This is a genomic window from Polaromonas sp. P4_F6 (genome assembly GCF_056401275.1).
This window is the reverse complement of record NZ_JBFUJQ010000001.1, coordinates 954,609-977,257: the sequence shown is the minus strand read 5'-3', so window position 1 is coordinate 977,257 and position 22,649 is coordinate 954,609. Positions and strand designations below refer to the sequence as shown.

Annotated in this window: 23 protein-coding genes and 1 pseudogene; 8 read left to right on the top strand and 16 right to left on the bottom strand. The window is 62.1% G+C overall.

Going from position 1 to position 22,649, the window contains the following annotated elements; genetic code table 11:
• Positions 1-48: 48 nt before the first annotated feature.
• Positions 49-465: a barstar family protein gene (locus tag AC1DUN_RS04660; protein ID WP_477712922.1), complete on the top strand. Its 417-nt coding sequence runs from the start codon at positions 49-51 to the stop codon at positions 463-465.
• Between the two features lie 32 nt (positions 466-497).
• A complete protein-coding gene (locus AC1DUN_RS04655; RefSeq protein WP_477713132.1) occupies positions 498-776 on the top strand; it encodes a DUF6980 family protein in 279 nt (92 codons plus the stop codon).
• A 135-nt stretch (positions 777-911) separates the two neighbouring features.
• Here the strand turns inward: AC1DUN_RS04655 and AC1DUN_RS04650 are convergent.
• From AC1DUN_RS04650 to AC1DUN_RS04575, 16 genes and pseudogenes are all read right to left on the bottom strand, one after another.
• A pseudogene (locus AC1DUN_RS04650) lies at positions 912-1,169 on the bottom strand (IS21 family transposase); the annotation flags it as partial.
• A gap of 83 nt (positions 1,170-1,252) precedes the next feature.
• Complete coding sequence (locus AC1DUN_RS04645; protein WP_477712921.1) at positions 1,253-1,642, bottom strand: phosphoribosyltransferase-like protein; 390 nt, start codon at positions 1,640-1,642, stop codon at positions 1,253-1,255.
• A gap of 27 nt (positions 1,643-1,669) precedes the next feature.
• A complete protein-coding gene (locus tag AC1DUN_RS04640; RefSeq protein ID WP_477712920.1) occupies positions 1,670-2,080 on the bottom strand; it encodes a hypothetical protein in 411 nt (136 codons plus the stop codon).
• 389 nt (positions 2,081-2,469) lie between these two features.
• Positions 2,470-3,303, bottom strand: coding sequence for a shikimate dehydrogenase family protein (locus AC1DUN_RS04635; RefSeq protein ID WP_477712919.1), 834 nt, complete (start codon positions 3,301-3,303; stop codon positions 2,470-2,472).
• Between the two features lie 65 nt (positions 3,304-3,368).
• Complete coding sequence (locus AC1DUN_RS04630) at positions 3,369-5,279, bottom strand: bifunctional sugar phosphate isomerase/epimerase/4-hydroxyphenylpyruvate dioxygenase family protein (protein WP_477712918.1); 1,911 nt, start codon at positions 5,277-5,279, stop codon at positions 3,369-3,371.
• Positions 5,280-5,302: 23 nt separating this feature from the next.
• Positions 5,303-5,755, bottom strand: coding sequence for a type II 3-dehydroquinate dehydratase (gene aroQ / locus AC1DUN_RS04625; protein WP_413329298.1), 453 nt, complete (start codon positions 5,753-5,755; stop codon positions 5,303-5,305).
• A 23-nt stretch (positions 5,756-5,778) separates the two neighbouring features.
• A complete protein-coding gene (locus tag AC1DUN_RS04620; RefSeq protein WP_477712917.1) occupies positions 5,779-6,822 on the bottom strand; it encodes a Gfo/Idh/MocA family protein in 1,044 nt (347 codons plus the stop codon).
• Positions 6,823-6,858: 36 nt separating this feature from the next.
• A complete protein-coding gene (locus AC1DUN_RS04615) occupies positions 6,859-7,632 on the bottom strand; it encodes an amino acid ABC transporter ATP-binding protein (protein WP_477712916.1) in 774 nt (257 codons plus the stop codon).
• 27 nt (positions 7,633-7,659) lie between these two features.
• Positions 7,660-8,502, bottom strand: a complete 843-nt coding sequence (locus AC1DUN_RS04610; RefSeq protein WP_477712915.1) for a transporter substrate-binding domain-containing protein — start codon at positions 8,500-8,502, stop codon at positions 7,660-7,662.
• Positions 8,503-8,562: 60 nt separating this feature from the next.
• The gene (locus AC1DUN_RS04605; protein ID WP_477712914.1) at positions 8,563-9,213 is read right to left on the bottom strand and encodes an amino acid ABC transporter permease; all 651 of its coding nucleotides are present in this window, start codon (positions 9,211-9,213) and stop codon (positions 8,563-8,565) included.
• On the bottom strand, positions 9,214-9,882 hold the full coding sequence (locus tag AC1DUN_RS04600) for an amino acid ABC transporter permease (protein WP_477712913.1): 669 nt from the start codon (positions 9,880-9,882) through the stop codon (positions 9,214-9,216).
• A gap of 14 nt (positions 9,883-9,896) precedes the next feature.
• Positions 9,897-10,718, bottom strand: a complete 822-nt coding sequence (gene aroE / locus AC1DUN_RS04595; protein WP_477712912.1) for a shikimate dehydrogenase — start codon at positions 10,716-10,718, stop codon at positions 9,897-9,899.
• 68 nt (positions 10,719-10,786) lie between these two features.
• A complete protein-coding gene (locus AC1DUN_RS04590) occupies positions 10,787-12,007 on the bottom strand; it encodes a CaiB/BaiF CoA transferase family protein (RefSeq protein WP_477712911.1) in 1,221 nt (406 codons plus the stop codon).
• Positions 12,004-12,492, bottom strand: a complete 489-nt coding sequence (locus tag AC1DUN_RS04585) for a MaoC family dehydratase (protein WP_477712910.1) — start codon at positions 12,490-12,492, stop codon at positions 12,004-12,006. Before AC1DUN_RS04585 ends, AC1DUN_RS04590 begins: the two co-directional genes overlap by 4 nt.
• Positions 12,492-12,893: a VOC family protein gene (locus AC1DUN_RS04580; RefSeq protein ID WP_477712909.1), complete on the bottom strand. Its 402-nt coding sequence runs from the start codon at positions 12,891-12,893 to the stop codon at positions 12,492-12,494. The genes AC1DUN_RS04585 and AC1DUN_RS04580 overlap by 1 nt, the downstream gene beginning before the upstream one ends.
• Positions 12,894-12,937: 44 nt before the next feature.
• A complete protein-coding gene (locus tag AC1DUN_RS04575; RefSeq protein WP_477713131.1) occupies positions 12,938-13,897 on the bottom strand; it encodes a ketopantoate reductase family protein in 960 nt (319 codons plus the stop codon).
• A gap of 80 nt (positions 13,898-13,977) precedes the next feature.
• Here AC1DUN_RS04575 and AC1DUN_RS04570 point away from each other — a divergent pair, with 80 nt between their 5' ends.
• From AC1DUN_RS04570 to AC1DUN_RS04545, 6 genes are all read left to right on the top strand, one after another.
• Positions 13,978-14,898 (top strand): LysR family transcriptional regulator, encoded by a 921-nt coding sequence (locus AC1DUN_RS04570; RefSeq protein ID WP_477712908.1) that lies wholly within the window; start codon positions 13,978-13,980, stop codon positions 14,896-14,898.
• A 241-nt stretch (positions 14,899-15,139) separates the two neighbouring features.
• Positions 15,140-16,288: an ABC transporter substrate-binding protein gene (locus AC1DUN_RS04565; protein WP_477712907.1), complete on the top strand. Its 1,149-nt coding sequence runs from the start codon at positions 15,140-15,142 to the stop codon at positions 16,286-16,288.
• 15 nt (positions 16,289-16,303) lie between these two features.
• Complete coding sequence (locus AC1DUN_RS04560) at positions 16,304-17,092, top strand: enoyl-CoA hydratase-related protein (RefSeq protein ID WP_477712906.1); 789 nt, start codon at positions 16,304-16,306, stop codon at positions 17,090-17,092.
• A 153-nt stretch (positions 17,093-17,245) separates the two neighbouring features.
• A complete protein-coding gene (locus AC1DUN_RS04555) occupies positions 17,246-18,427 on the top strand; it encodes an acyl-CoA dehydrogenase family protein (RefSeq protein ID WP_477712905.1) in 1,182 nt (393 codons plus the stop codon).
• Positions 18,428-18,652: 225 nt separating this feature from the next.
• Positions 18,653-20,317, top strand: a complete 1,665-nt coding sequence (locus AC1DUN_RS04550) for a ShlB/FhaC/HecB family hemolysin secretion/activation protein (RefSeq protein WP_477712904.1) — start codon at positions 18,653-18,655, stop codon at positions 20,315-20,317.
• A 23-nt stretch (positions 20,318-20,340) separates the two neighbouring features.
• Positions 20,341-22,641: a two-partner secretion domain-containing protein gene (locus AC1DUN_RS04545; protein ID WP_477712903.1), complete on the top strand. Its 2,301-nt coding sequence runs from the start codon at positions 20,341-20,343 to the stop codon at positions 22,639-22,641.
• Positions 22,642-22,649: the final 8 nt, after the last annotated feature.

Genomic DNA, 22,649 nt, shown 5'->3' with positions numbered 1-22,649 from the left:
GAATTGCACCGAACCCTACCTCACGTTCATTCCTATTCCCTAATGATCATGAACATTGCTTTTGAGTTCATAGATCCATTGACCTACAGCATCCCCACCGGTACCTTTGTACTGAAGGTTCCAGAAGGAATCCAATTCAAAGCGAGCTTGTTTGCTGCATTCGAAAGCGCAGGGCAATTCCCTGAGTATTTTGGGTCGAACTGGGATGCGTTTTTTGATTGTTTGCGTGACTTTGGGTGGATACAGGAAAAGAAGATCGTGATCCTGCACCAGGATTTACCGTTGTCCGAAAATGCATCAGATTGCCGCATTTACTTAGAAACTCTTCAGTCGGCGATTGAAGATTGGACTGCAAGCGTTGATGATGCTTCGACGGAGTCTAATAGTCACCAATTAGTTGTAGCTTTTCCGTCTACTCTGCGACAAGACATCTCAAGCGTGTTGTTCGGTCACCGTCCGAACTAATTTTGACGGAACAAAAGCGGGCACTGATTTCCATGCGGATAGATTGCTGCACGGAGCTAAAAAATCACATTGAAGGTGGAGACTTGCATCTTCACTTTGACCCGAAATTTAGAGAGTTCGGGATCAGATACGCCGACGATGGAACGAGCCTTCAACTGATTAACTACTGCCCCTGGTGCGGGAGTGCCCTACCAAGCTCGTTGAGAAATGCATGGTTTGATGAGCTTGATTCCCTCGGCTTAGACCCAGACGGTGACCTACCTGCTATTTACCGAACAGATGAGTGGTGGCGAAAAAAATCAATGTCTTGATTGTTGATCCCCCTGTTGAATTGCACTGAAGTCTGACCCGAGTTTTCCATCGAATCTTGACCCACACTCTTTGTGAGCAGAACGTGCTCACGATGTGGATAAGTTCTTAATCTTCTCCTTTTTGGGTTGAGTTGTGTGGATCTGCCTCAAAGTGCGCCGCTGTTTCCGCGATTTTGTTGCCTCGATAACTAGCCAGGTGGCCAGCTTCTCGGCGTAGGGATCGAGCTTGCTTGAGCTGGCCCGCCTTGGGTACTTGGGCTCACTCTCTTCCGACCGCAGGTGCTTCTTTATTGTGTTGCGAGCCAGGCCTGTACGCCTGGAGATCTCGCGGATGGACATCTGATCCCGCAATGCCCAACGCCTGATGACATTCAATGTCGCCACGTCTATCACTCCTAATTTCCCTCTGCTTTTAAAACAAGCAGAGTAGTGCCTACGTGGGTCAGTTTTGGATGGAAATTACTGCGCTAAGTGGGTCAGATTTCGACGGAATTCAACAGCGCATGATTTGTTTTAAATCCAAAATTCCTTAGCAATACTTCATCTAAAAGGTCGACCATCGACCTCTGACTAAAGCCAACTTTCTGAAGCTTCAGCACAGTTGATCCGGACCAGTAAGCTGGAGGATTGCCTCCTGTGAGCTTCGCGTTGGTTGCCAACGCCTCAACGAAGGACATGACCCGCGCCTTTGTCACAAACGTCTGTTTGATGACATGATCGAATTCGCGAAGAAAAGCAAGCTGATTCGCCGGCGTGAATTGTGACGCCCATCTGTCGACGTGATCTGGCGTAGCGGCTGGTAACTCTCCAGCGCGGTAGGTACTAATAGTGGCTGCTATTGATTGAAGTAAATTTTCGCGCGTCATGCCCCCTCCTTTGTTGTTAGACCGTCTTTAGTCCTCTTCAGGCTTAAGGCCGAGAGATCTTCTTATGCTTCTTGTTCGGAGATCAGCTTTATCGTAGTCCGTTGTATTAGAGAATCCGATTAAGTCACTGACCACTTTGTAGGGTGTGTGTCCCCACCGCGTGAGCCACCACTTGTACCAGAATGGGAGCTCCAAAAGACACGCGGCCATTTCGGCAGCGCTACGCCTATTGGCCAATACGCGTTCCTCATAAAGTTTCTGCATGCTCTCGTTCATGCCCTCAGCCGTAGTAACTTGTGCGTAGTAAATCAGATCGGCGATGATTTTTGAACGCAGCTCTCTGTACTGAAGAATCGGTTTCATCCAGAACGTGGTGAACCAATAGCCAATCGCGCCGGCAACAAGACCGACAATTAGGCCGAAGAGTTTTTCATCCATTGCAACATTGTTACGAAAATCCCGGATGGACCAACCCTCCAATTAGAGGAAGTGTTTACCCTCGCTGAGGACAATCCCGGCAGACGTGAACGCCGCAATTGATGCGGGGCGTCTCATTTGGGTCCTGTAACCCTATTGATTTCCCTGGAAAACTGCGGACAGTTCAATCGCGGGCCAGCCTTCGTAATGAGAAGGTCGGGTGTTCGATTCATCTCTCCGGCACCAATTCAGCGGGAAACAGCGATAGTGGTCACTTGCAGGTGATTGCTGGTGTCATCTCTGGTGACAGCCGGGTTCCGCATCAAAAAAGCCTCCTGACGGAGGCTTTTTTTTCGCCCATGCCTAAGCAGCAGGCCCCCGCGACAGGAAACTGGCGCCAATTCGCCAGTTCAATACCTGATTGTGGCGACCGAACGCAGAATCTCCGGGGTTGTAGTGGGAAGGCCGAAAAACTCCAGGTACGCCGGAATCTGCTCGAACAACATGTCCGTCCCCACCTGAACCTGGCATCCGCGCGCGATGGCCGCTTTCAGGAAGGCCGTGGTTTCGCTGCGCATGACCACTTCGCCGACAAAAGTGCCTGGCTCGATGCGCGAGACATCCATCGGCAGGGGATCGCCCTCCTCCATGCCCATGGGCGTGGCATTGACGACCAGGTCGTGGCCGGCGGGATCGTTGGACCCAGTGCTCACGCCCAGTTTGGGGTAATGCTTTTTGAGCCGGCCGGCCAGTGCTTCAGCGGACGCGGCGTTGACGTCAAAAAGGCTGATCGCTTCAATGCCGGCTGCGGCCAGTGAGGCCGCAATCGCCGAGCCGACGCCGCCGCTTCCCACGACCAGCACCCGCTTGCCGGGCAGGTTCAGGCCCTTGCGCTGGATGCCACGCACGAATCCTTCCCCGTCGAACATATCGCCCTGAAGGCGGCCGTCGGCACCGCGGCGAACCGCGTTGCACGAGCCGGCGATCAGTGCCGTGGGCGAAACCTCGTCGAGCAAGCCGACCGTGCTGACTTTGTGGGGCATGGTGATCAGCGCGCCACCGATGTTTTCGAGCGTGAAGACTGACTTCAGGAAAGCCGCGTAGTTTTCGGCGCGGCATCCCATGGGCACGACGACCGCGTCAATGCCTGCCTGCTCGAAGTAAGGGTTGTAGATCATCGGCGCCTTGAACGAATGCGTGGGAAATCCGATGTGGGCGATGAAGGTGGTTTTGCCGCTGATCATGAAGGCCTTCTTGATGGTCCTGATGGAGACGATGGAATATTGTCGGGTGGCAGGCAGACGCGTCTTCAGGCGGCGGCGTCCCGCCATTGCGCCAGTGCCCCCAGGTGCACGGGGGCGTTGGCAATGCCGTATTGCTGGTAATTGCCGCAGCGCTCAATCATGCTGAAGAAAAATCGGCCGTCAAATGGCGTCGTATACGCCTGGAAAAATTCACCGTCGGCATCCCGGTCGTACATGATGCCGAGCTCCCGCATGGACGCGAGCAGCGCCGGGTCAAGGTCGTATTTCGCCGCCAGGTCATCGTAGTAATTTCCGGGAACGGCAAGCAGGCTTGCGCCCTGCGCCTTGAGCCTGCGCATGGCGGCCACGAGGTCGCCCACGGAGATTGCGATCTGCTGGACACCCGCGCCGCCGAACTGCGACACCGTCCTGGCGGTGGATGTGTTCTCACGCTCCGAGACATTGAGCGCATACCGGACCTCCCGGCCCGAGGACTCCATGACACGGTTCCTGATGATGCCGTAAGGGTCGTGCATGACGGTGCTTGACGCGGGTTTCAAACCCAAAACTGCGCGATAAAACAGGGTCCAGGGCTCGACCTGGCCGGCCGGCAGGACCTGGACCAAGTGGTCAATGCGTGCGCCGTCGCCAAAGGCTGTTCCGGCAAACGGCGCGTTGTCGATGATGAAATCGGCTTCGAAGCCATGTTCGCCGCCTGCGTGCACGTCAAAGAAGTAAAGCAGGCTGCCGTCGGGCGCGCGCACCGCCGGAATCGTCAGCTCGTTCTGGCCCACCCGGCCGGCCACACGCGTGCAGCCTAGCGCCTCGGCGCGGCTGAGCGCCGCCAGGGCATCGTCGGTCGCCAGCGCGGTGGCGCAGGCCGACACCCCGTGGGCCTCAAAATAGGCGCGCGCGAAAGAATCTTCCTCGAGGTTGAGCACCACCCTCACCTCGCCCTGGCCATAAAGGTCGACCGCCTTGGAGCGGTGTTTGCCGATACGCCGAAACCCTATGGCCTGCAAAAACTGGGCGAGCCGTGCCGCGCTGCCGGCGTCAACCGCAAACTCGACAAAAGACCAGCCGCGCAGGACCGGCGGCGGCGGTGGGTCAAACAGCGAGACCCTGCGGCTTTCGCCATGGGATTTCCCGGTCTTCAGCGAGGCCACGTCCCTCATCTGTTCCTCGAGCCAGAGCAGCGAGCGCATCGCGTCGGCCGCCGTGGCGCGCGCCGGCGCGGCGCGGAATTCGTCGTTGAAAATTTCGAGCGACAGCGGGCCTGTATAACCGGCATCGAGCACCGCGGCCGTGAACTTCGCCATCTCAAACTCGCCCTGCCCTGGAAAACAGCGGTAGTGGCGGCTGTGGCTGAGAACATCGAGCTTGACCCAGGGCGCATCGGCCAGCTGCACGTAAAAGATCTTGTCTCCCGGAATCTGTGCGATCGGCAGCGGGTCATCGCGCAGGGCCAGCGTGTGAAAGCTGTCCAGGACAATCCCCAGGTGCGGGTGGTTGGCGCGCTGCACGACCTGCCAGGCCTGGCCGAAACGGTTGATCTGCGGCGCCCAGGCGAGCGCCTCATACCCGACCCGCAGCCCGCGCCGCCCCGCCCTCTCGGCGAGCTGATGCATCTGCTCGGCCAGGATTTCGACATCCCCCGACGCGTCGGATTGGGCGTTGGTGCACACCAGTATCAGCGGCGCCCCGAGTTCCTGCATGACGTCGAATTTGCGCTCCGCGCGATCCAGGTTACGCAGCAACTGCGCCGGGGTCACGCCGTCGAAGTCACGGAAGGGCTGGAACATGTCGATCGAGAGGCCCAGGTCCTCGGCAATGCGGCGCACATCGCGCGGCGAACCCGGGAACTGCAGCAAATCGTTCTCGAATATCTCGACACCGTCAAACCGCGCGGCCGCCGCGGCCTGCAGCTTCTCCCTCAGCATGCCCGACAGCGACACGGTGGCAATGGATCGGCGCATCGTAGACCTCGCAACGATCGGGTTCAAGCCGTCCGTCGGGCGGCCTGTACGGCCGACACCGCCGCGCGCAAGCCCAGTGTGTAGCTGTCGACGCCAAATCCGCAAATCTGGCCCTTGACGATTTCAGCGAAGACCGAATGGTGCCTGAACTGCTCCCGGGCATGGATATTGGACATATGGATTTCAACAACGGGCACCGTGAGGATGGCCAGCGCATCCCGAATCCCGTAGCTGTAGTGGGTCCAGGCGCCGGCGTTGATCAGGACGGCATCGACGCCGTCCGTGAAGCCCTGGTGGATGCGCTCGCACATGGCGCTCTCGCTGTTGGTCTGGAAATGCTCAATGCCCGCGCCGAGTTCCCGGCCCAGCGCCATGAGGGTGGCATTGATCTCGTCAAGCGTGATGGTGCCGTACTGGACCGGGTCGCGCTTGCCGAACATGTTGTGGTTGATGCCGTGCAGCATGAGTATCTTCATCGGGTTCCTTCTTCTGTGAAAAATCAAAGTTCCACCGTGCGGCCGGACTTCGCCGCCTGCACGATCGCTTCGGTCACGCGCAGGTTGGCCAGGCCGTCCTTCGCGCTCACCAGGGGTTGCGCCTGGCCGCGTACCACCGCACCGAAATGCTCCATCTGGCGCTTGATCGGGTCGTCGCGAACCATGCCGACCACCCCCTGTTCAAACGGTTTCCACCAGGAGCGGTCTTCGGGGCGCGGGTAGGTTTTGAGCCTCATGGTCGGCACCGACAGGCTGCCGTTGGTGCCTGAGATGACGTAACAATCCTCGTCGTCGTAGCTGGGGTAGGCCTTGTTTTCCTGCGAGGTCTGCTCCCAGCTTCGGGCGCTGGCGGCTGTATCCGAAAGCATGAAGGTCCCGAGCGCGCCGCTTGCGAAGCTCAGGGAGATCGCCACGGTGTCTTCCACAGGAAACCCGCGTACAGCGTGCGAAGCCATGGCCTGCACCGCCACAATCTCGCCGCAGAGCATGCGCAGGTTATGGACCTCGTGGATCATGTTGAGCAGGATGGGCCCCGCGCCCGGCTCCCGCCGCCATGGCGCGTCATCGAAATAATGGTCGGGCTTCAGAAAGGTTGCACTGCCAGTCACCGAAACCAGCCGGCCGAGCTGGCCGGACCGCACGACCTCGCTGGCCTTGGCCATGATCGGGCTGTGGGCGCGATGATGGCCGATCAGCACCTTGGCGCCGGAGCGCTCGACCAACTGGACCAGGCGCTCGCCTTCGGCAAATGTCGGTGCCAGCGGCTTTTCGAGCAGCATCGGCAAACCGGCGTCGATGCAACACAGGGCGTGCTCAACATGCAGCTGGTTGGGCGTCGCAAGCACGATGCCATCGGGAGGGTCCTTCGAAACCAGTTGCTCCAGCGATGCGTAATGCGGCACGCCGGCAGCGGCCGCCAGCGCGGCGGCGCCAGGCGCCGGATCGACAATGGCGGACAAGCTGCAGCTGGGACTGCTGCGCAACACGCCCACGTGGGCTTGCCCGATATAGCCGGCACCGGCTACCGCGATCCTGGTTTTTGGCATGGGCTTCCTCTGTGCGGAGCTGACCTGGTTCCGGCTTCAGTGCCCGGCCAGGATGTCACCGAGAAATGCCCGCGTGCGCTCGTGTTTCGGGTTCGCGAAGAACTCCTTGGGAGGGCCTTCTTCGATGATCTGCCCGCTGGCCATGAAGATCACGCGGTCCGCCACGGCGCGCGCAAAGCCCATTTCATGCGTGACGCAAATCATGGTCATGCCGTCGTTCGCCAGCGCCACCATGGTGTCGAGCACCTCCTTGACCATCTCGGGGTCCAGCGCCGAGGTCGGTTCGTCGAAGAGCATGACCTTGGGTTCCATGCACAGCGCGCGCGCAATCGCCACCCGCTGCTGCTGGCCGCCAGACAGCTGCGCCGGGTATTTCTCAGCCTGCTCCCCGATCCGCACCCGCTCGAGCAGGCGCCGCGCCGTTGCTTCCGCCTGGGCTTTGGACAGCTTGCGCGTGTTGATGGGCGCGAGCGTGCAGTTTTCAAGCACCGTCAAGTGCGGGAAAAGATTGAACTGCTGGAACACCATGCCGACCTCGGCGCGCACGGCGTTGATGGCCTTGGCGTCATCAGTCAGCGCGATGCCGTCGACGAGGATTCGCCCCTTGGAATAGCCCTCAAGGTGGTTGATGCAGCGTATCAGCGTGGACTTGCCCGAACCCGACGGCCCGCACAGGACAATTTTTTCTCCCGCGCGGACCGACAGGTTGATGCCCGTCAGGGCCTGGAACGAGCCGTACCACTTATCAACGTCTTCCATCACGATCATCGGGGTGCCCGCGCCGGCGGGCTGGTTGTCGGTTTGACTCATGGCTCTGGCTCTTTCCTCAAGGCGGGATTACTTGGCGACGAAGGGAACGCCTTCGATGCTGGCCGGGAAGTTCGTCATCGACGATCCGGTCCACTTCTGCTGGATCTTGGCGAGCTCGCCGTTGGCCTTGATCTTGTCGATGAAGGCGTTCAACACGCCGTTGAGCTCCTTGTCTTCCAGCCGCGTGCAGGCGCCGTTGAACAGCTGCGTGAATTCCAGCTTGTTCTCGTAGGTGTTGGGTGCGGCTTCATTGAGGCGGCGCGCATAGAACACATTGCCGCCGACGGCCTGCACCTGCCCGGAAAGCATCGCCTGTATCGTGGCGGCATCGTTGTCGAAGCGGCGGATAACCGTGCCGGGAGGGGCGTTCTTGGTCACGTCGCTGTCCTGGGTGCTCGAGCGCGGTACGCCGATCACCAGCTTGCCCATGTCGGCATTGGTCTTGATCACCACGGACTTGGCCGCCACCAGAAAAATCGAGTTGCCGATATAGGGCTTGCTGTACTGCACGGCTTTGGCACGGTCCGGAAGCATGGCCATCGTCGCGAACAGCACGTCGACACGTCCGGACGTCAGCGCCGGGATACGGTTGGCGACCTCCAGGCCGGCGAACTCCACCGGCACGCCGAGCTCCTTGGCAAACGCTTTTGCCATGTCGGCGTCGATGCCGTCGGCTTGGCCGGTCGTCGAATCGACAAAGCCCCAGGGCGGATTGGCGGCCTGGATGCCGACCACCAGCTTTCCTTTGGCCTTGATCTCGGCCGAGGTAATGGCCCGCGCCGGACTGGTGACCAGCGTGGCGGCGGCGATCAGGCCTGCAACGCCGAGCATCAGCTGGCGGCGCTTGGAAGAAATCGTTTTGAAAGTCATGTCATGGTCTCCGGTTTAGATTTTTTTGGAAGCGGGTGACTGGGAAGTTGTCAGGAGCGGTCACCGGGCGCCCGTGGCAAGTCGGCGTTCCAGCCGCGACCCATAGAGGGAGAGCGGCCAGCACATCGAGAAGTAAAGAATGGCGACAACGGCATAGACCAGCAGCGGCTTGAAGTTCTGGTTCGAGACAATGCTGCCGCTGCGGGCCAGTTCGTTGAACCCGACAATCGCCGCGAGCGAAGTGCCCTTGATCAGTTGGACCAGGAAACCGATCGTCGCCGGTAGGGAAATGCGCAGCGCCTGGGGCAAGATGATCTTGCGCATCCGCGTGAGGTAGTTGACGCCGAGGGCATTGGCCGCCTCGGTCTGGCCGCGCGGGATCGCTTCGATGGAGCCGCGCCAGATTTCACCGAGGAAAGCGCTGGCATGCAGCGTGAAACCGATCGCGACTGACGCCCACGGGTCAAGCTTCAGCCCAATCAGTGCCAGGCCGTAGTAGGTCACGAACAACTGCATCAGCAAAGGTGTTCCCTGAAACAGCATGATGTAGCCGCCGGTGATGCGCTTGAGCGCCTTGAAGCCGGAAGTTCGTGCGAGCGCGATGAGCAGGCCGGCCACGGCGCCCAGGGACAGGCCGATCAGCGACAGCGCAACCGTCCACTGCAGGCCCTTGAGCAGGAACAGGAATTGGGAGAGGGTGAAGGAGTCCATCTATTTCACCGGGTAGCTGAACATCCGCTGGGCGATGGCGCTCATGCCCATGAGCAGCGCCGTCGACATCGCAAGATAGAGGAAGGTCACCGTGCCGTAGACCTCGAAACTGCGGAACGAATCCGATTCGATGCGCTGCGCGACCGAGGTCAGTTCATAGGCCGAGATCGCGGAGGCAATGCTCGTCGTCAAGGTCAGCAGGATGAACTGGCTGGCCAGGGAGGGAAAGACCGCGCGCAGGGCGGGCTTGAAAACAATCAGGCGGAACACCTGGAGCTTGCTCAGGCCCAGGGCGTGGCCCGCTTCGATTTGCCCTTTGTCGATGGCCTGCACGCCGCCGCGCAAAATCTCGATGGCATAGGCGCCGCCGTTCACGCCCAGGGCAATGATGGCCGTTGGTGTGGGGTCCAGCCGTATGCCCACCAGGGGCAGGGCGAAAAACACAAAATAGATCTGGACCAGGAAGGGCGTGTTGCGAATGAGTTCAACGAAAGTGATGACCGTCCAGCGCACCGGGGCCACATGCGAGCCCCTGAGCGCAACGCCGACGGCGCCGATCACCGAAGAAAGCAGCAGGCCCGCAAAGGCCAGGCCGAGGGTGCCGGCACAGCCCATCAGCAGGTCCGGAAATCCGTTGATGACCGGATTGAAGTCGAATTTGTAATCCATCGGATATCCCCCTTTCAACCCAGGGGTACGGTCAGTTTTTCGATCACCACGCGGGTGTCGGGCCTCACGCCGCGCCACCACTTGAAAGCTTCGGCGGCCTGCTCGGCGAGCATGCCGACGCCGTCGGCAATGCGTTTGACGCCGGCGTTACGGGCAAGGCGAAGAAAGGGGGTCAAACCTTTTCCGTAGGCCAGTTCGTAGGCCAGCTCGCAACTGGCAAAAACAGTTGCAGGAACAGGCGGCAGCTCGGCGCTGAGGCTGGCCGAGGTGGCGTTGAAGACCAGGTCGAAATGCTGGCCGGCCAGGTCCCCATAACCGCACGATGTCAACGGGATATCGCTGCTGACCTCGCTGACCAATTGGGAGGATTTTGAAAGGGTCCGGTTGACGATCAACAACAATGCCGGCTTTTCGGCAAGAAACGGCAGCAATGCACCGCGGGCGGCGCCACCCGCACCCAGCATCAGGATGCGTTTGCCTTTGAGCGCGCAGCCAAGGTTGTGGGTCACGTCACGGACCAGGCCCACGCCGTCGAAATTCTCCGCATACACCGCGTCGTTTTCGAACTTGAGCGCGTTCGCCGCCCCGGCCAGCTCGGCCCGCTCGGAGCGCTTTCCCGCATAGGCGAAGGCATCGAGCTTGAAAGGCGCGGTGATGTTCATGCCCCGGCCGCCGGAAGCCCGGAATTGGTCCAACTGGGCGCGAAAGCTTTCGGGCGCGCCCTCGATGGCCCGGTAGGCCATGTCCTGGCCGGTGGCCTCGGCGAACATGCCGTGTATCAACGGCGATTTGCTGTGCCCGATCGGCCGGCCGATCACGGCGTATTGGTCAGTCATTTACTTGTCTCCGATTGCTGCCAGTGGGCTGGCTTTTTTGTTCCGAATCCTGTTTCAGGCTCCAGCCCTTATTTCGCGGCGGCCTCCGCGTACAACACGCCGTCCGCGACCATCTGGTCGATCTCCGCCGCCGGGTAGCCAAGGCTCGCGGCAATATTTCGGTTGTGCTGGCCCATCAGCGGGGCCGGCATCGTGATCGTCGTGTCGCAGCCCGAGAAGTGGAAAGGCAGGTTGGGCAGCTTGACCTTGCCGAGGACGGGATGCTCCTGCTCGATCAGCATGCCGCGCGCGAGCACCTGGGGATCGGCGATCACCTCGTCGATGCCCTGGACCTTGGCACTCGGCACTTCGATGGCATCGAGCTGCGCGAGACAATCCGCAACCGTGCGGGTCGACACCCAGGTCCTCACGACGGGCAGGATTTCAAGGCGGTTTTCGTTGCGCCCGCTGGCGCTGTGAAAGCGCGCGTCGGCGGCGAAGGCGGGGCCGCCTACCAGGGCCGCGAGCCGCTTCCAGGCATCGTCCACCTGGGCGGCGATCACGATATAGCCGTCGGTTGCGCTGAACACGCCATAGAGCGTCGATTGCGGAAGATCGTGGCCGGTTTGCACCGGGATCTCGGTGCCGCCGGAGAAGGTGTAGCACTGCACCGCGTATTCATGCATCGAAACGAGGCAGTCGTAGAGAGCCATGTCGATGTGCTGGCCCAGCCCGGAACTCACGCGGCCCAGCAGGGCCGCGCAGACCGCGGCGACGCCGTGGATGCCGGTGTACATGTCGCCCAGTGCAATGCGCAGCAGCGGCGGCGCCTCGCCCGGACTACCGACCATGGCCATGATGCCGCTCTTGGCCTCGGCGATCAGGCCGAAGCCCGCGCGATGTGAATCAGGGCCGGTGTGGCCGTAGGCTGAGACGGAGCAGTAAACGAGTTTGGGATTTCGCTTCGAAAGTTCGGCATAGCCAAGGCCGAGCCGGTCCAGTGCGCCGGGCCGGTAGTTTTCGAGGAACACGTCCGCCGTGTCGGTGAGCTTGTGCATCATCTCCAGGCCGCGCGGGTCCTTGAGGTTGACGCACAGCCCCTGCTTGCCCATGTTTTGCTGGAGGAAATAGCCGCTCTGCCCGTTCACGAAGAACGGATGCGCGCGGCCGGCGTCGCCCATGGTGGGGCGCTCCACCTTGATGACCTCAGCGCCGAGTGCCGCGAGGCAGCGGCCCATATAGGGACCGGCAAGGAAGTGCGAATAGTCGATGACACGGATGCCTTTAAGCGGCAGGGATTGGAGCGTCATGGTGCGGTTTCCGTGGAGGGGTTGGCACCGGGGCGGCGCGGGATCATGAGGCGGTGCTCGCCCTGCTGCAATACCTGGCCCTTCTGGTTGAAGAGGCGGGTGGGCAATACCACGATGCCCCAGTCCGGCTTGCTTTTAGAGGCGCGCATGCTGCCCACGGTGAACTCAATGTGCAGCACGTCCCCGATATAGATGGGTAGCGCGAAATCCCATGTCCAGCCCAGCGACATGCCGGGCAGGAAGCGGTACTCGCACTGGGTCTTCAGCCCGTCGGCCACCGAGAGGCCCATGAGGCCGTGTGCCACGCGCTGGCCGAAATGGCTGTTGCGCGCGTATTCCTCATCCACGTGCACGGGCGTGAAATCGCCGGTAAGTTCGGCATAGGCGTCGATGCGCTCCGCCGTCACGGTGTAGGTCGGGCTCTTGCAGCTGTCGCCGACGACCGCATCGTCCCAGTATTTTTCGGATGTGGTGAATTGGGGCATCACTGGGCCCTTGGGTTGACGGCCAGGACTTCGACCACCGAGTTGCCGCTGGCCTGGATCAATTCGATGGCCAGCCCGTCCGGCAGCTGCAGCCAGTTGCGGCCCTGGGGCAGCGGCTTGACCTTCCACTTGTGCGCCTCGGCAATCGCGGCGTCGAGATCCTCGACCATGATGCCGATGTGCGCGAGCCAGCCCGCGTCGTTGCTCGGTGGCGCTTCAAAGCCGGGCGTGGACATCAGCTGCATGCCGCCAATCGTCCAGTACTGGCTCGGTGCATCGGTGGGGCCTTCGATCTCGCGCACGTCCATGCCGAGTACCTGGTAGAAAAAGTCGATGTGCCACTGGATGTCGCGAACGCGTACCGCGACGTGCTCAACATAGGATTTTTGGGGATAGCTCATGTCTCTGTTTCTATTGGTGTTTGTGTTTGTGTTTGTGTTTATGTTTATGTTTGTTTGGCGGTGCTTGACAGCGGGAGGCCTCGCTCTATGCCCTTGATGCAAGCGACCAGCGCGGAATTGACCGGTGTCGCAACGCCGTAGCGCGCGCCCCAGCGCACGACCGCGCCGTTGACATAGTCGATTTCGGTGACCGAGCCCTTCTCAAGGCTCTGCAGCATGGAGGCCTTGAACTCGGGCGGCAGGCCCTCGGCGGCCTTCAGCCAGGGCTGCCGCGGGTCGGAGGTGGTGAGCACGATGTCACCGGCGCGCGCGACCGCGATGGCTTCGGCGACGGCCGCCATGGCGCAGTTTTCGACTTCGGGAATCGCATAGAGCTCGCCGTAGCTCAGCCGGGTAATGCCGCTCAATGCGCCTGTCGCCACATTGACCAGCAGCTTGTCCCACATGGTGCCCATGATGTCGCGGCTCACGGTCGTCACAAGGCCAGCGCTGGTGAAGGTCTCGGCGATACGCAGCGCACGTTCACTGACCCGGCCGTCAAGCTCGCCGACGATGGTTTCCTTGCCGCGCGTACCCGAGATGATGTGGCCCAGACCGAGCGTCACGCCGCCCGCATAGGTCTTGCCGGCGAGAACGCGCTCGCGCCCAACAACTTCGGCCAGCACATCCTCATGGCCCAGGCCGTTCTGCAGCGAGAGCACGACGGTTGAGGGCCCGATCACCGCGTGGGCCGACTCGATCGCCTCACGGGTATGGAAGGATTTGACGAGTACAACAACCAGGTCTGCCGGCCCCGTGCCGGCATCCACCCGGTCGCAATGCGTCGCGGCATGCACCGGAACCAGCCTGTCGCCGCGCTCGTCGCGCACCTTGAGCCCGTCGCGGACTAGGGTTTTCACCAGTGCCTGGCCGCGATTGATCAACCAGACCTCATGGCCGGCTTCGGTCAACACGGCGCCGATCGCACACCCCAGCGCGCCGGCTCCCAATATGCAGATTTTCATAAGCATGGATGCTAGGGAGGCACCCAACACTCGTCTATCCAATGCCTAGAATAGGCATCATTGCGTTTTTCAATACAGGTATGAGCACCCCAATCCAGTCGACCCCGTCCGATATGGTGGATACGAATCTGCTGCGCCTGTTTGACCTGCTCTACAGCACCAACAGCGTCACCCGGTCGGCGGACCTGCTCGGATTGAGCCAGCCGACCGTCAGTACCTGGCTGGTCAAGCTGCGCAAACACTTCAATGACCCCCTCTTTGTGCGAACGACAGAGGGCATGCAACCAACGCCTCGCGCCGAAACCCTGATCACCATCGTTCGGGCGACGCTCGAATCCCTGCGCCAGCTTTCAGAACTCGAGCCGCTCTTCGACCCGGCATCCGCGCTGCGGACCTTTCGCATTTGCATGACGGACGCGAGCCACGTCACCCTGCTGCCCCAACTGCTCTCGCATGTACGCGCACTGGCGCCAGGCGTTCGGCTGGATGCGGCGCGCATAGACGCCGACATGCCGCGTGCCCTGCAGGCGGGCGATGCCGACATCGCGATCGGGCTCATTCCCCAGCTCGAAGCGGGCTTCTACCAGCAGACCCTGTTCACGCAGGACTGGGTCTGCCTGGCCAATGCCGGCCACCCGCGCATCGGCGAGACATTGAGCCTTGAGCAATATGCCGACGAGTCGCACATCCTGATCGGCTCGGGCACGGGTTCGATATTGCTGGGCGACGCCTTGAAGCGCCAGAAAATTGAGCGCAAGGTGTTGCTCGAGCTGCCGGGCTTCCTGGGCCTGAGCGCCATCCTGTCTTCCACCGACCTCCTCGCGACCCTGCCCCGGCAGATCGGGGAAACACTCGCGCGCATGGCCGGCCTCAGGGTATTGGCCTGCCCGGTGGCGATTCCATCGTTCACCGTCAAGCAGCACTGGCACGCGCGCTACCACCACGATGCCGCCAATCGGTGGCTGCGCGGCGTTTGCGCCAACCTGTTCCTGAAGTCCTGAGCGGCGGTGGATTCGGTTCCTCAGCGACCGAATGAATGACCGCAGGCACCGGCGGACCGGACGCCGAACGGCCGTTCCCTGAAGGCGGGATCGAGATCAACCACACCCCTGCCCTCCATTATCGAATTTCGCGATGATCCAAATCGGATTCATCGGATGGACGAACCATGGTGCGGCGCCTAGCATTTCCTGCGGTTCCAGGGACTCTGGAACCGGACATAACGATTCACCAGGAGACAAAATGCTTCAACCACTGCGCCTCGCCGCTGCAGGCATGGCCTTTGCGGCCATGCACACCCTCACCGCCGCACAACCTGCACAGCCTGTTCCCATCGTCGGGCTGGTCGAGCTATCAGGAACCGGTGCCACCGCGGGCACCAACTACAACAACGGCGTGAAGCTGGCCGTTGCGGAAATCAATGCGGCCGGTGGCGTGCTGGGCCGCAGGATCAGCTACAGCGCCTGGGACACGCAGTCCAATCCCGGCATCGCCAAATCACTGGCCACCAAGGCCATTGACCAGGGCGCGCCGCTGGTGATGGGGCCGGTTTTTTCGGGCTCGATTCTGGTCAGCATGACCGAAACCCGCCGGGCGGAAGTTCCCAACGTGATAGGCGGCGAGGCCGCCGCGATCACCCAGCAGGGCAACCCCTACGTGTTCCGCAGCTCCTTCACCCAGGCCGCCGCCATGCCCAAGGTGGTCCGCTACATCAAGGACAGCGTCAAGGCCAAAAGCGTGGCCATCATTTACGTGAACAACGATTTTGGCAAGGGCGGCCGCGACATGGTCCTCAAGGAACTCCAGGCCGCCGGCATCAAGGTTCTCGCCGATATTTCGACGGAGGCCGGCCAACTCGATTTCTCCAGCGCTGTGCTGCGGGCCAAGCAGTCTGGCGCGGATGCCCTCTTCGTCTACAGCAACGAGGAGGAATCCGCCCGAGTGCTGAAGGAAGTGCGCAAGCAAGGCTATGACAAGCCGGTGATCGGCGAGACCACCCTGGCAAACGACAAGGTCATCGAACTCGCGGGGGACGCGGCCAACGGCGTGGTGGCGCACGTAGGCTTGACCCCGGATGCGCCGAACCCGACGGTGCAGGCTTTTGCCAAACGCTACCTCGACGAATACAAGTCAAAGGCGGACCACAACGCCATGAAGGGCTATACCGGCATGCACGCCGCCAAGGCCATCTTCGACAAGATAGGAAAGATCGATTCCAAGGCCTTCGCTACCGCGATGCACGGCGCCAGCATCTCTGCCAATCAATACCCTGGCGTGCTGTTCGACGTCAAATACGACGACAAGGGCGACCTTGATCGCGAGAGCTTTATCGTCAAAATCGTCAACGGCAAGGCTCAGGTCGTCGAAACACTCAAGCCAGCTGCCAAATAAGAGGGGGACGCGAGGATGGCCGATCCCTCTTTCGAGCACTGCAGGTACGAGCGGCACGGGCGTGTCCTCACCATCACGATCAACCGCCCGCAGGTCCTGAACGCCTTGAACCCCGCGGCCCATTTCGAGATGGCGCATGCCTTTGATCTCTATGCTGCGGACCCAGACCTGCACGTTGCCATCGTCACCGGAAGCGGAGACCGCGCATTTTGCGTAGGCACCGACCTGAAGGAACTCTCACGAACGGGCGAGCACCGCAAACCGGCCAGCGGCTTTGGCGGCATCACCACGCGCTTCGATCTCTTCAAACCAGTGATCGCGGCGGTCAACGGCCTGTGCCTCGGAGGTGGCGCCGAGATGGTCGCCGCCTGCGACCTGGCGGTCGCCTCGGACAGCGCCAGCTTCGCCATGCCCGAGCCGCTGGTGGGCCTGGCCGCCCTGGGCGGTGGAGCCTTGCAAAGGCTGGCGCGCGAGATGCCGATGAAAGACGCGATGATGCTGATCCTGACCGGCCGGCGCATTGACGCACACGAAGCCAGGCGCATCAGCCTGATCAACGAAGTGGTGCCACACCAGGAATTGATGCCCGCGGCGTTCGCCCTGGCCGAACGTGTGCTCGCCTGTGCGCCCTTGGCGGTGCAGGCCTCCAAACAGGTGATGCTGCAAAGTCTGGACATGCCCGACCTGCAAACCGCCATGAGCGCCCGCTATACGGCGGCGGAAAAAATGCTGGCCAGCCAGGACGCGATCGAGGGTCCGCTGGCCTTCGCCGAGAAACGCAAACCGGTGTGGACAGGTCGTTAGAAGATAGCGACACGCAAGCTGCGGTCCTCTAAAACGCCGCCGACCGGGATAACAGCGCCGCCGGGCTCCTGTACGCCTCATCCCTCATGCGGGCATCGAATTGCCGGGGCGCCCGGTAGGGGGCGCCGCATCCAAGACGACCTGGAGAAAGACATGGATTTCGCACTCAACGAAGAACAGAAAATGCTGGTCGCAACGGTACGCCGTTTCATCGACGAAGAGCTCCGGCCGCTTGAGGACGAAGTCGAACAGCAGGGCTTTCTGGATCCGGACAAGGCGCGCGCCATCCACGAAAAGTCCAGGGCACTCGGCCTGTACGCCACGAACATGCCCGTCCAGTTCGGAGGTGGCGGGCTCGGTGCGGTCGATACCATGCTGCTGGAAGAGCAGTTCGGTCATACCACCGACATCCTGATTCGCCGCGCGTTTGGCAATGTCTATGAGGTGCTGCTTGCCGCCCGCGGGGAGCAAGTGGGGCGCTGGCTCGAACCGACGGTACGCGGCGAACGGGTATGCTCCATCGCCATCACCGAAGCGGGTGCCGGTTCGGATGCCGGCGGCATCACGACGCGTGCCGTCAAGACCGCCGACGGCTGGCGCCTTTCGGGCAGCAAGCACTTCATCAGCGACGGCGAAGTTTCCGACTTCTTTGTGGTGTCGGCGCTGACCGGCGCGGCCGACGACAAGGACGAAAAGAAAAAGATATCGCTGTTCCTCGTCGACAAGGGCCTGCCTGGCTTTACCCTCGGCAAGGACCAGAAAATGATGGGCCTGCGCGGCACCAGCCACCTCGAGTTGTGGTTCGACAACGTCCCCCTTGAGCCCATCGCACTGCTCGGCGATGAAGGCAAGGGCTTGCAGCAGGCCCTGGGCGTGCTGGGTCGCGTCAGGCTGGCGCAGGTCGGTGCGCGGGCAGTGGGAAAAGCCAGCCACGTGCTCAAATTGATGGTCGACTACGCCGCACAGCGAAAACAGTTTGGCAAACCCATCGCGGACTTCCAGCTGGTGCAGCAAATGCTCGCGGACAGCGTGATCGAAATCAACTCGGCCCGCCTGATGGTTCTGCATGCCGCCTGGATGATCGACCAAGGCCTTGATGCCCGCGACTGGATCTCCATGGTCAAGGTTCAGGCCGCAGAGATGCTGGGCCGCGTGACCGATCGAGCCGTCCAGGTATTTGGAGGGATGGGGTATTGCAAGGAGCTCCCGATTGAACGCTACTACCGCGACGCGCGGATTTACCGGATTTTCGATGGCACCTCCGAAATCCATCGCACGGTGGTCGCGCGCAGCCTGATGCGGCATGGGGCGGCGCTGTTCGATATCAAGGCTTGAAGCAAGCCCGTTCCGGACCTGATACCGCTACCGTGGTTGCCATCACTTCCCGCACAACTGCGGCGAGGTCACAACACGGAAGAGCCTCATTTGTAAAACGCACAGGCAAAAACACGCCTTTTACTTACGTCCTGTTACGATGAGCGACGCCCTGAACAGAGCCCTTTGAGAGCTCCATTTTCCAAGCCATTTGTTCAGCCCACCGGTCCCCGTGGATGAGAACAAATGAGTCGAAGCCGATTGATCACTTACCTGGCCCGTTGCGGCCTGAGCGGCGCGCTGGCGCTGACTGCCGCTGCAGCGGCCCTGGCGGCCGATGAGCGTTTTGAGATCACGCGTTTTCAGGTCGAGGGCAACACCCTGCTGCCCGCGGCGGAAGTGGATCGCCTGGTGGGCCCTCTCGCCGGCCCGCAGCGCGGCTTTGCCGATATCCAGCTTGCGGTCGAGGCCTTGCAGCAGGCTTATCGCCAGGCCGGCTACAGCACGGTGCTGGTGTCGGTGCCCGAGCAGGAACTGGCCGGCGGCGCGGTGAAGCTGCTGGTGCGGGAAACCGTGATTTCCTCGATCACCGTGACCGGCAACCAGCATTTCGACGAGGCGAATATCCGCGCCAGCCTGGTGCGGCTGCAGGTGGGCCGCTCGCCCAGCCTGGGCGCGATTTCCGAATCGATACAGCTGGCCAATGAAAGCCCGGCCAAGCAGGTCGGCGTCACCTTGGCCGAGGGCGACAAGCCGGGCACCATAGACGCCAAGGTGCTGGTCGACGACCACAAGCCGCTGCGCATCATCACCACGCTGGACAACACGGGCTCGCCGTCCAGCGGCCGCTGGCGCACCGGCGTGGCCGTGCAGCATGCCAACCTGTTTAACCGCGACCATGTGGGCACGCTGGCCTACACCACCTCGCCCGACAGCCCTTCGGGCGTGAACCTGAATGTCTATTCGGTGGGCTACCGCGTCCCGCTGTATGCGTATGGCGACAGCGTCGACTTTATTTACGGCAGATCGAGCGTCAATTCGCCGGCCAGCTCGCCCGTGCTGGGCGGCCTGCTGGGCTTTACGGGCAAGGGCGATGTGTACGGCCTGCGCTGGAACCATTTTTTGGGCCGCAGCGGCGAAAGCACGGCCAAGCTGGTGCTGGGGCTGGACCACAAATTCATCGACTCGCGCTGCGAAGTCGGCGGCGTCACGGTCAGCATCGCGCCGCCTACACCGCCGATTGCCTCCTGTGTGCCTTACAAGACCACGCCGCTGAGCATCACTTACAGCAGCCAGACCGAGGGTGCCGAACAGGTGTCGGGCTACAGCGTCGGCCTGTCGCGCAATATTCCCAGCGGCGATCGCTACACGAATATCGACGGCCGCACGGACCGCTACTCTTACCTGACGCCGGGCAACCGCAGCACGCGTGACGATTTCATGGCCGCGCGCGCCAGTGCCTCGCTGTTCAAGTCTTTGGCCAGCGGCTGGCAGCTGCGCCTGGCCGGCAGCGCCCAGTACACCGACACGCCGCTGCTCGCGGGCGAGCAGTTCGGCCTGGCCGGCTCCACGACGGTGCGCGGCTTCCAGGAGCGGGCGGTGACGGCCGACAGCGGCATCGTGGCCAATGCCGAGCTCTATACGCCGGAGCTCTCCGGCCGTGTCGGCTTGCCCGGCCAGCTGCGCGGCGTGTTTTTTATTGACGCGGGCCATGGCAGCAACAACAAGGTGGGCAGCAGCGGCCTGCCCGGTAGCGTCACGGTGTCCAGCATGGGCGCGGGCCTGCGTTATGTGATGAGCCGCGATTTCAGCCTGAATGTGGACCTGGCGCGCGTGAACAACGCGGGCAGCTCCCTCACGGAAAAACGGGGCGACTGGAATGCCCACCTGAACGCCTCGCTGGCGTTCTGAAGAAGAACACAAGGTAGACCACCATGCCCATGTCCACGCACTTGCATTCCGGCCCCCTTCGCCTCTCGCTGCTGGCCAGCGCCCTGTGGGTGGCATGTGCCACGCAGGCTTTTGCCCAGGGCTTGCCGGCCGGCGCCCTGCCCACGGGCTGGAACGTCACGTCCGGCAGCGCGAGCTTCGCGCAGAGCGGCAACACGCTGACCATTAACCAGACCAGCCAGCAGGCCATCGCCAATTTTTCGAGCTTCAATGTGGGCTCGGCCGCGCTGGTCGACCTGCGCCAGCTGAACAGCTCGGCGGCCCTGCTGGCCAGGGTCAACGGCGGCGACCCGTCCCAGATTCTTGGCGGCATCCGGGCCGACGGCGCCCTGTGGCTGATCAACCAGGCCGGCATCATGGTGGGCCCAGGCGCGCGGATTGACGTGGCGCGGTTTATCGCCAGTTCCCTCAACGTCAGCGACAGCGATTTCCTGGCCGGCCGCATGAACTTCAAGGGCACGGGCACGCCGGGCGATGTGCGCAATGCCGGCACCATCAACGCGGCCAGCGGCGGCAGCATCTACCTGGTGGGCGCCAATGTGGCCAATACCGGCAGCCTGAATGCGCCCCAGGGCGAGGTGCTGCTGGCGGCGGGGCAAACCGTGCAGCTGGTGGACACCGCGACACCCGGCGTTTCCGTCGCCATCACCGGCACGCCGGGCGAAGCCAGGAACATAGGCCAGATCACGGCCGAAGCCGGGCGCATAGGCCTGGCCGCGGGCCTGGTGAGCAACAGCGGCACGATCAGTGCCTCCAGCGCGGTGCGCGAGGGGGGCCGGATTTTCTTGCGCGCCTCGGGCGACGTCAGGACCTCGGCCACGTCCAGCATCAGCGCCAACGGCACGACGGGCGGCAATGTGGTGCTGATCGCCGAGAACGCGGCATCGATAGACGGCCAGGTGTCGGCCACGGGCAGTGCTGGCCGCGGCGGTTATGCCGATACCTCGGGCCACCGTTCACTCGACGTGGTGAATGTGCCGACGGTCGGCCAGGGCGGCGAATGGCATATCGACCCGTTCAGCATCGAGATCGTGGCGGCCGGGCCGGATGCCGGCGTCATGGGCACCAATGCGATTGTGTCCAATGAGACCGGTGCCCGTATCAACGCGGCGACGATTGTTGCCCAGCTTGATGCCGGCACGAACGTGAGCATCACCACGGGCACGGGCAACCCCGCCATGGACATGGTGCACGGCGACATCACGGTGTCGGCCGCCATCACCAAGAGCGCCGGGGGCGATGCGGCTTTGACGCTGAACGCCAACAACAACATCATCATCAACGCGCCCATCACCAGCACGTCGAACAAGCTGGCCCTGAACCTGAACAGCAACTACCTGAACAACTACCCGGCCGACAACCACGCGGTGCAGCTCAATGCCGACCTGGCGCTGAACGGCGGCGCGCTCACCGTGTCGCAAAGCGGGGGCAGTGGCAACGGCACGCTCAATATCGCGGGCGGCACGACGACATTGGCGGGCGGCTCGGCCATCAACGCCGCGGGCGTCAATGTGCAGGCCGGCGGCACGCTGGCCGGTACCGGCACCCTGGCGCTGGGCGGCACCGGGACGCTGCTGAACAACGGCACCGTGTCACCGGGCACGGCAGGGTCCGCCGGCACGCTGTTCGTCCAGGGCAAGTACACGCAGGGCAGCACCGGGGTGCTCAACATCAGACTGGCGGGCACCGACAGCTTTGACAGGCTCGCCATCAGCAACACCGCCAGCCTGAACGGCAGGCTCAACGTCCGCGGGCTCAACGGCTTTGTGCCGCCTGCCGATTCGACCTACAACTTTCTGACGGCAACGGGTTCGGGCAGCGGCAGTTTCAGTACGGTCGATGCACCCAACATCACCTCCAGCTCCGGCACGGCGAGCCTGGCCCTTAGCTACCCCGGCACAGGCACTACCGTTGCCCGCATCACGACAACCGCTTCGTCCGCGAACATCTGCTCGATCGCGCCGAATTCAGTGCTCTGCCAGGTGCTGTCGGCCGCCATCCCCGTCGCGGTCGCAATCCAGCCCGCCACCACAGCCGTCACCACGGCCTTGGACTCCAGCATCAGACCGCTCGCTACCGGCGCAGCGCTGTTTTTTACCCCGCCGCCAAGCGAATCCACCCCCGAGCAGGTCGCCTCCATGCCGGTCTCCATCCCCGCGGCCGGCAGCACGGCAACACAAGAGGACAAGGACAAGCTGGCTCCCGACAAAAAGGACGACAAGTCGGCGGAAGTCAAAACGACCGTCGCCAAAAACGAGCCGGCCAAAAAAATGTATTGCAATTAAAGGCGCAT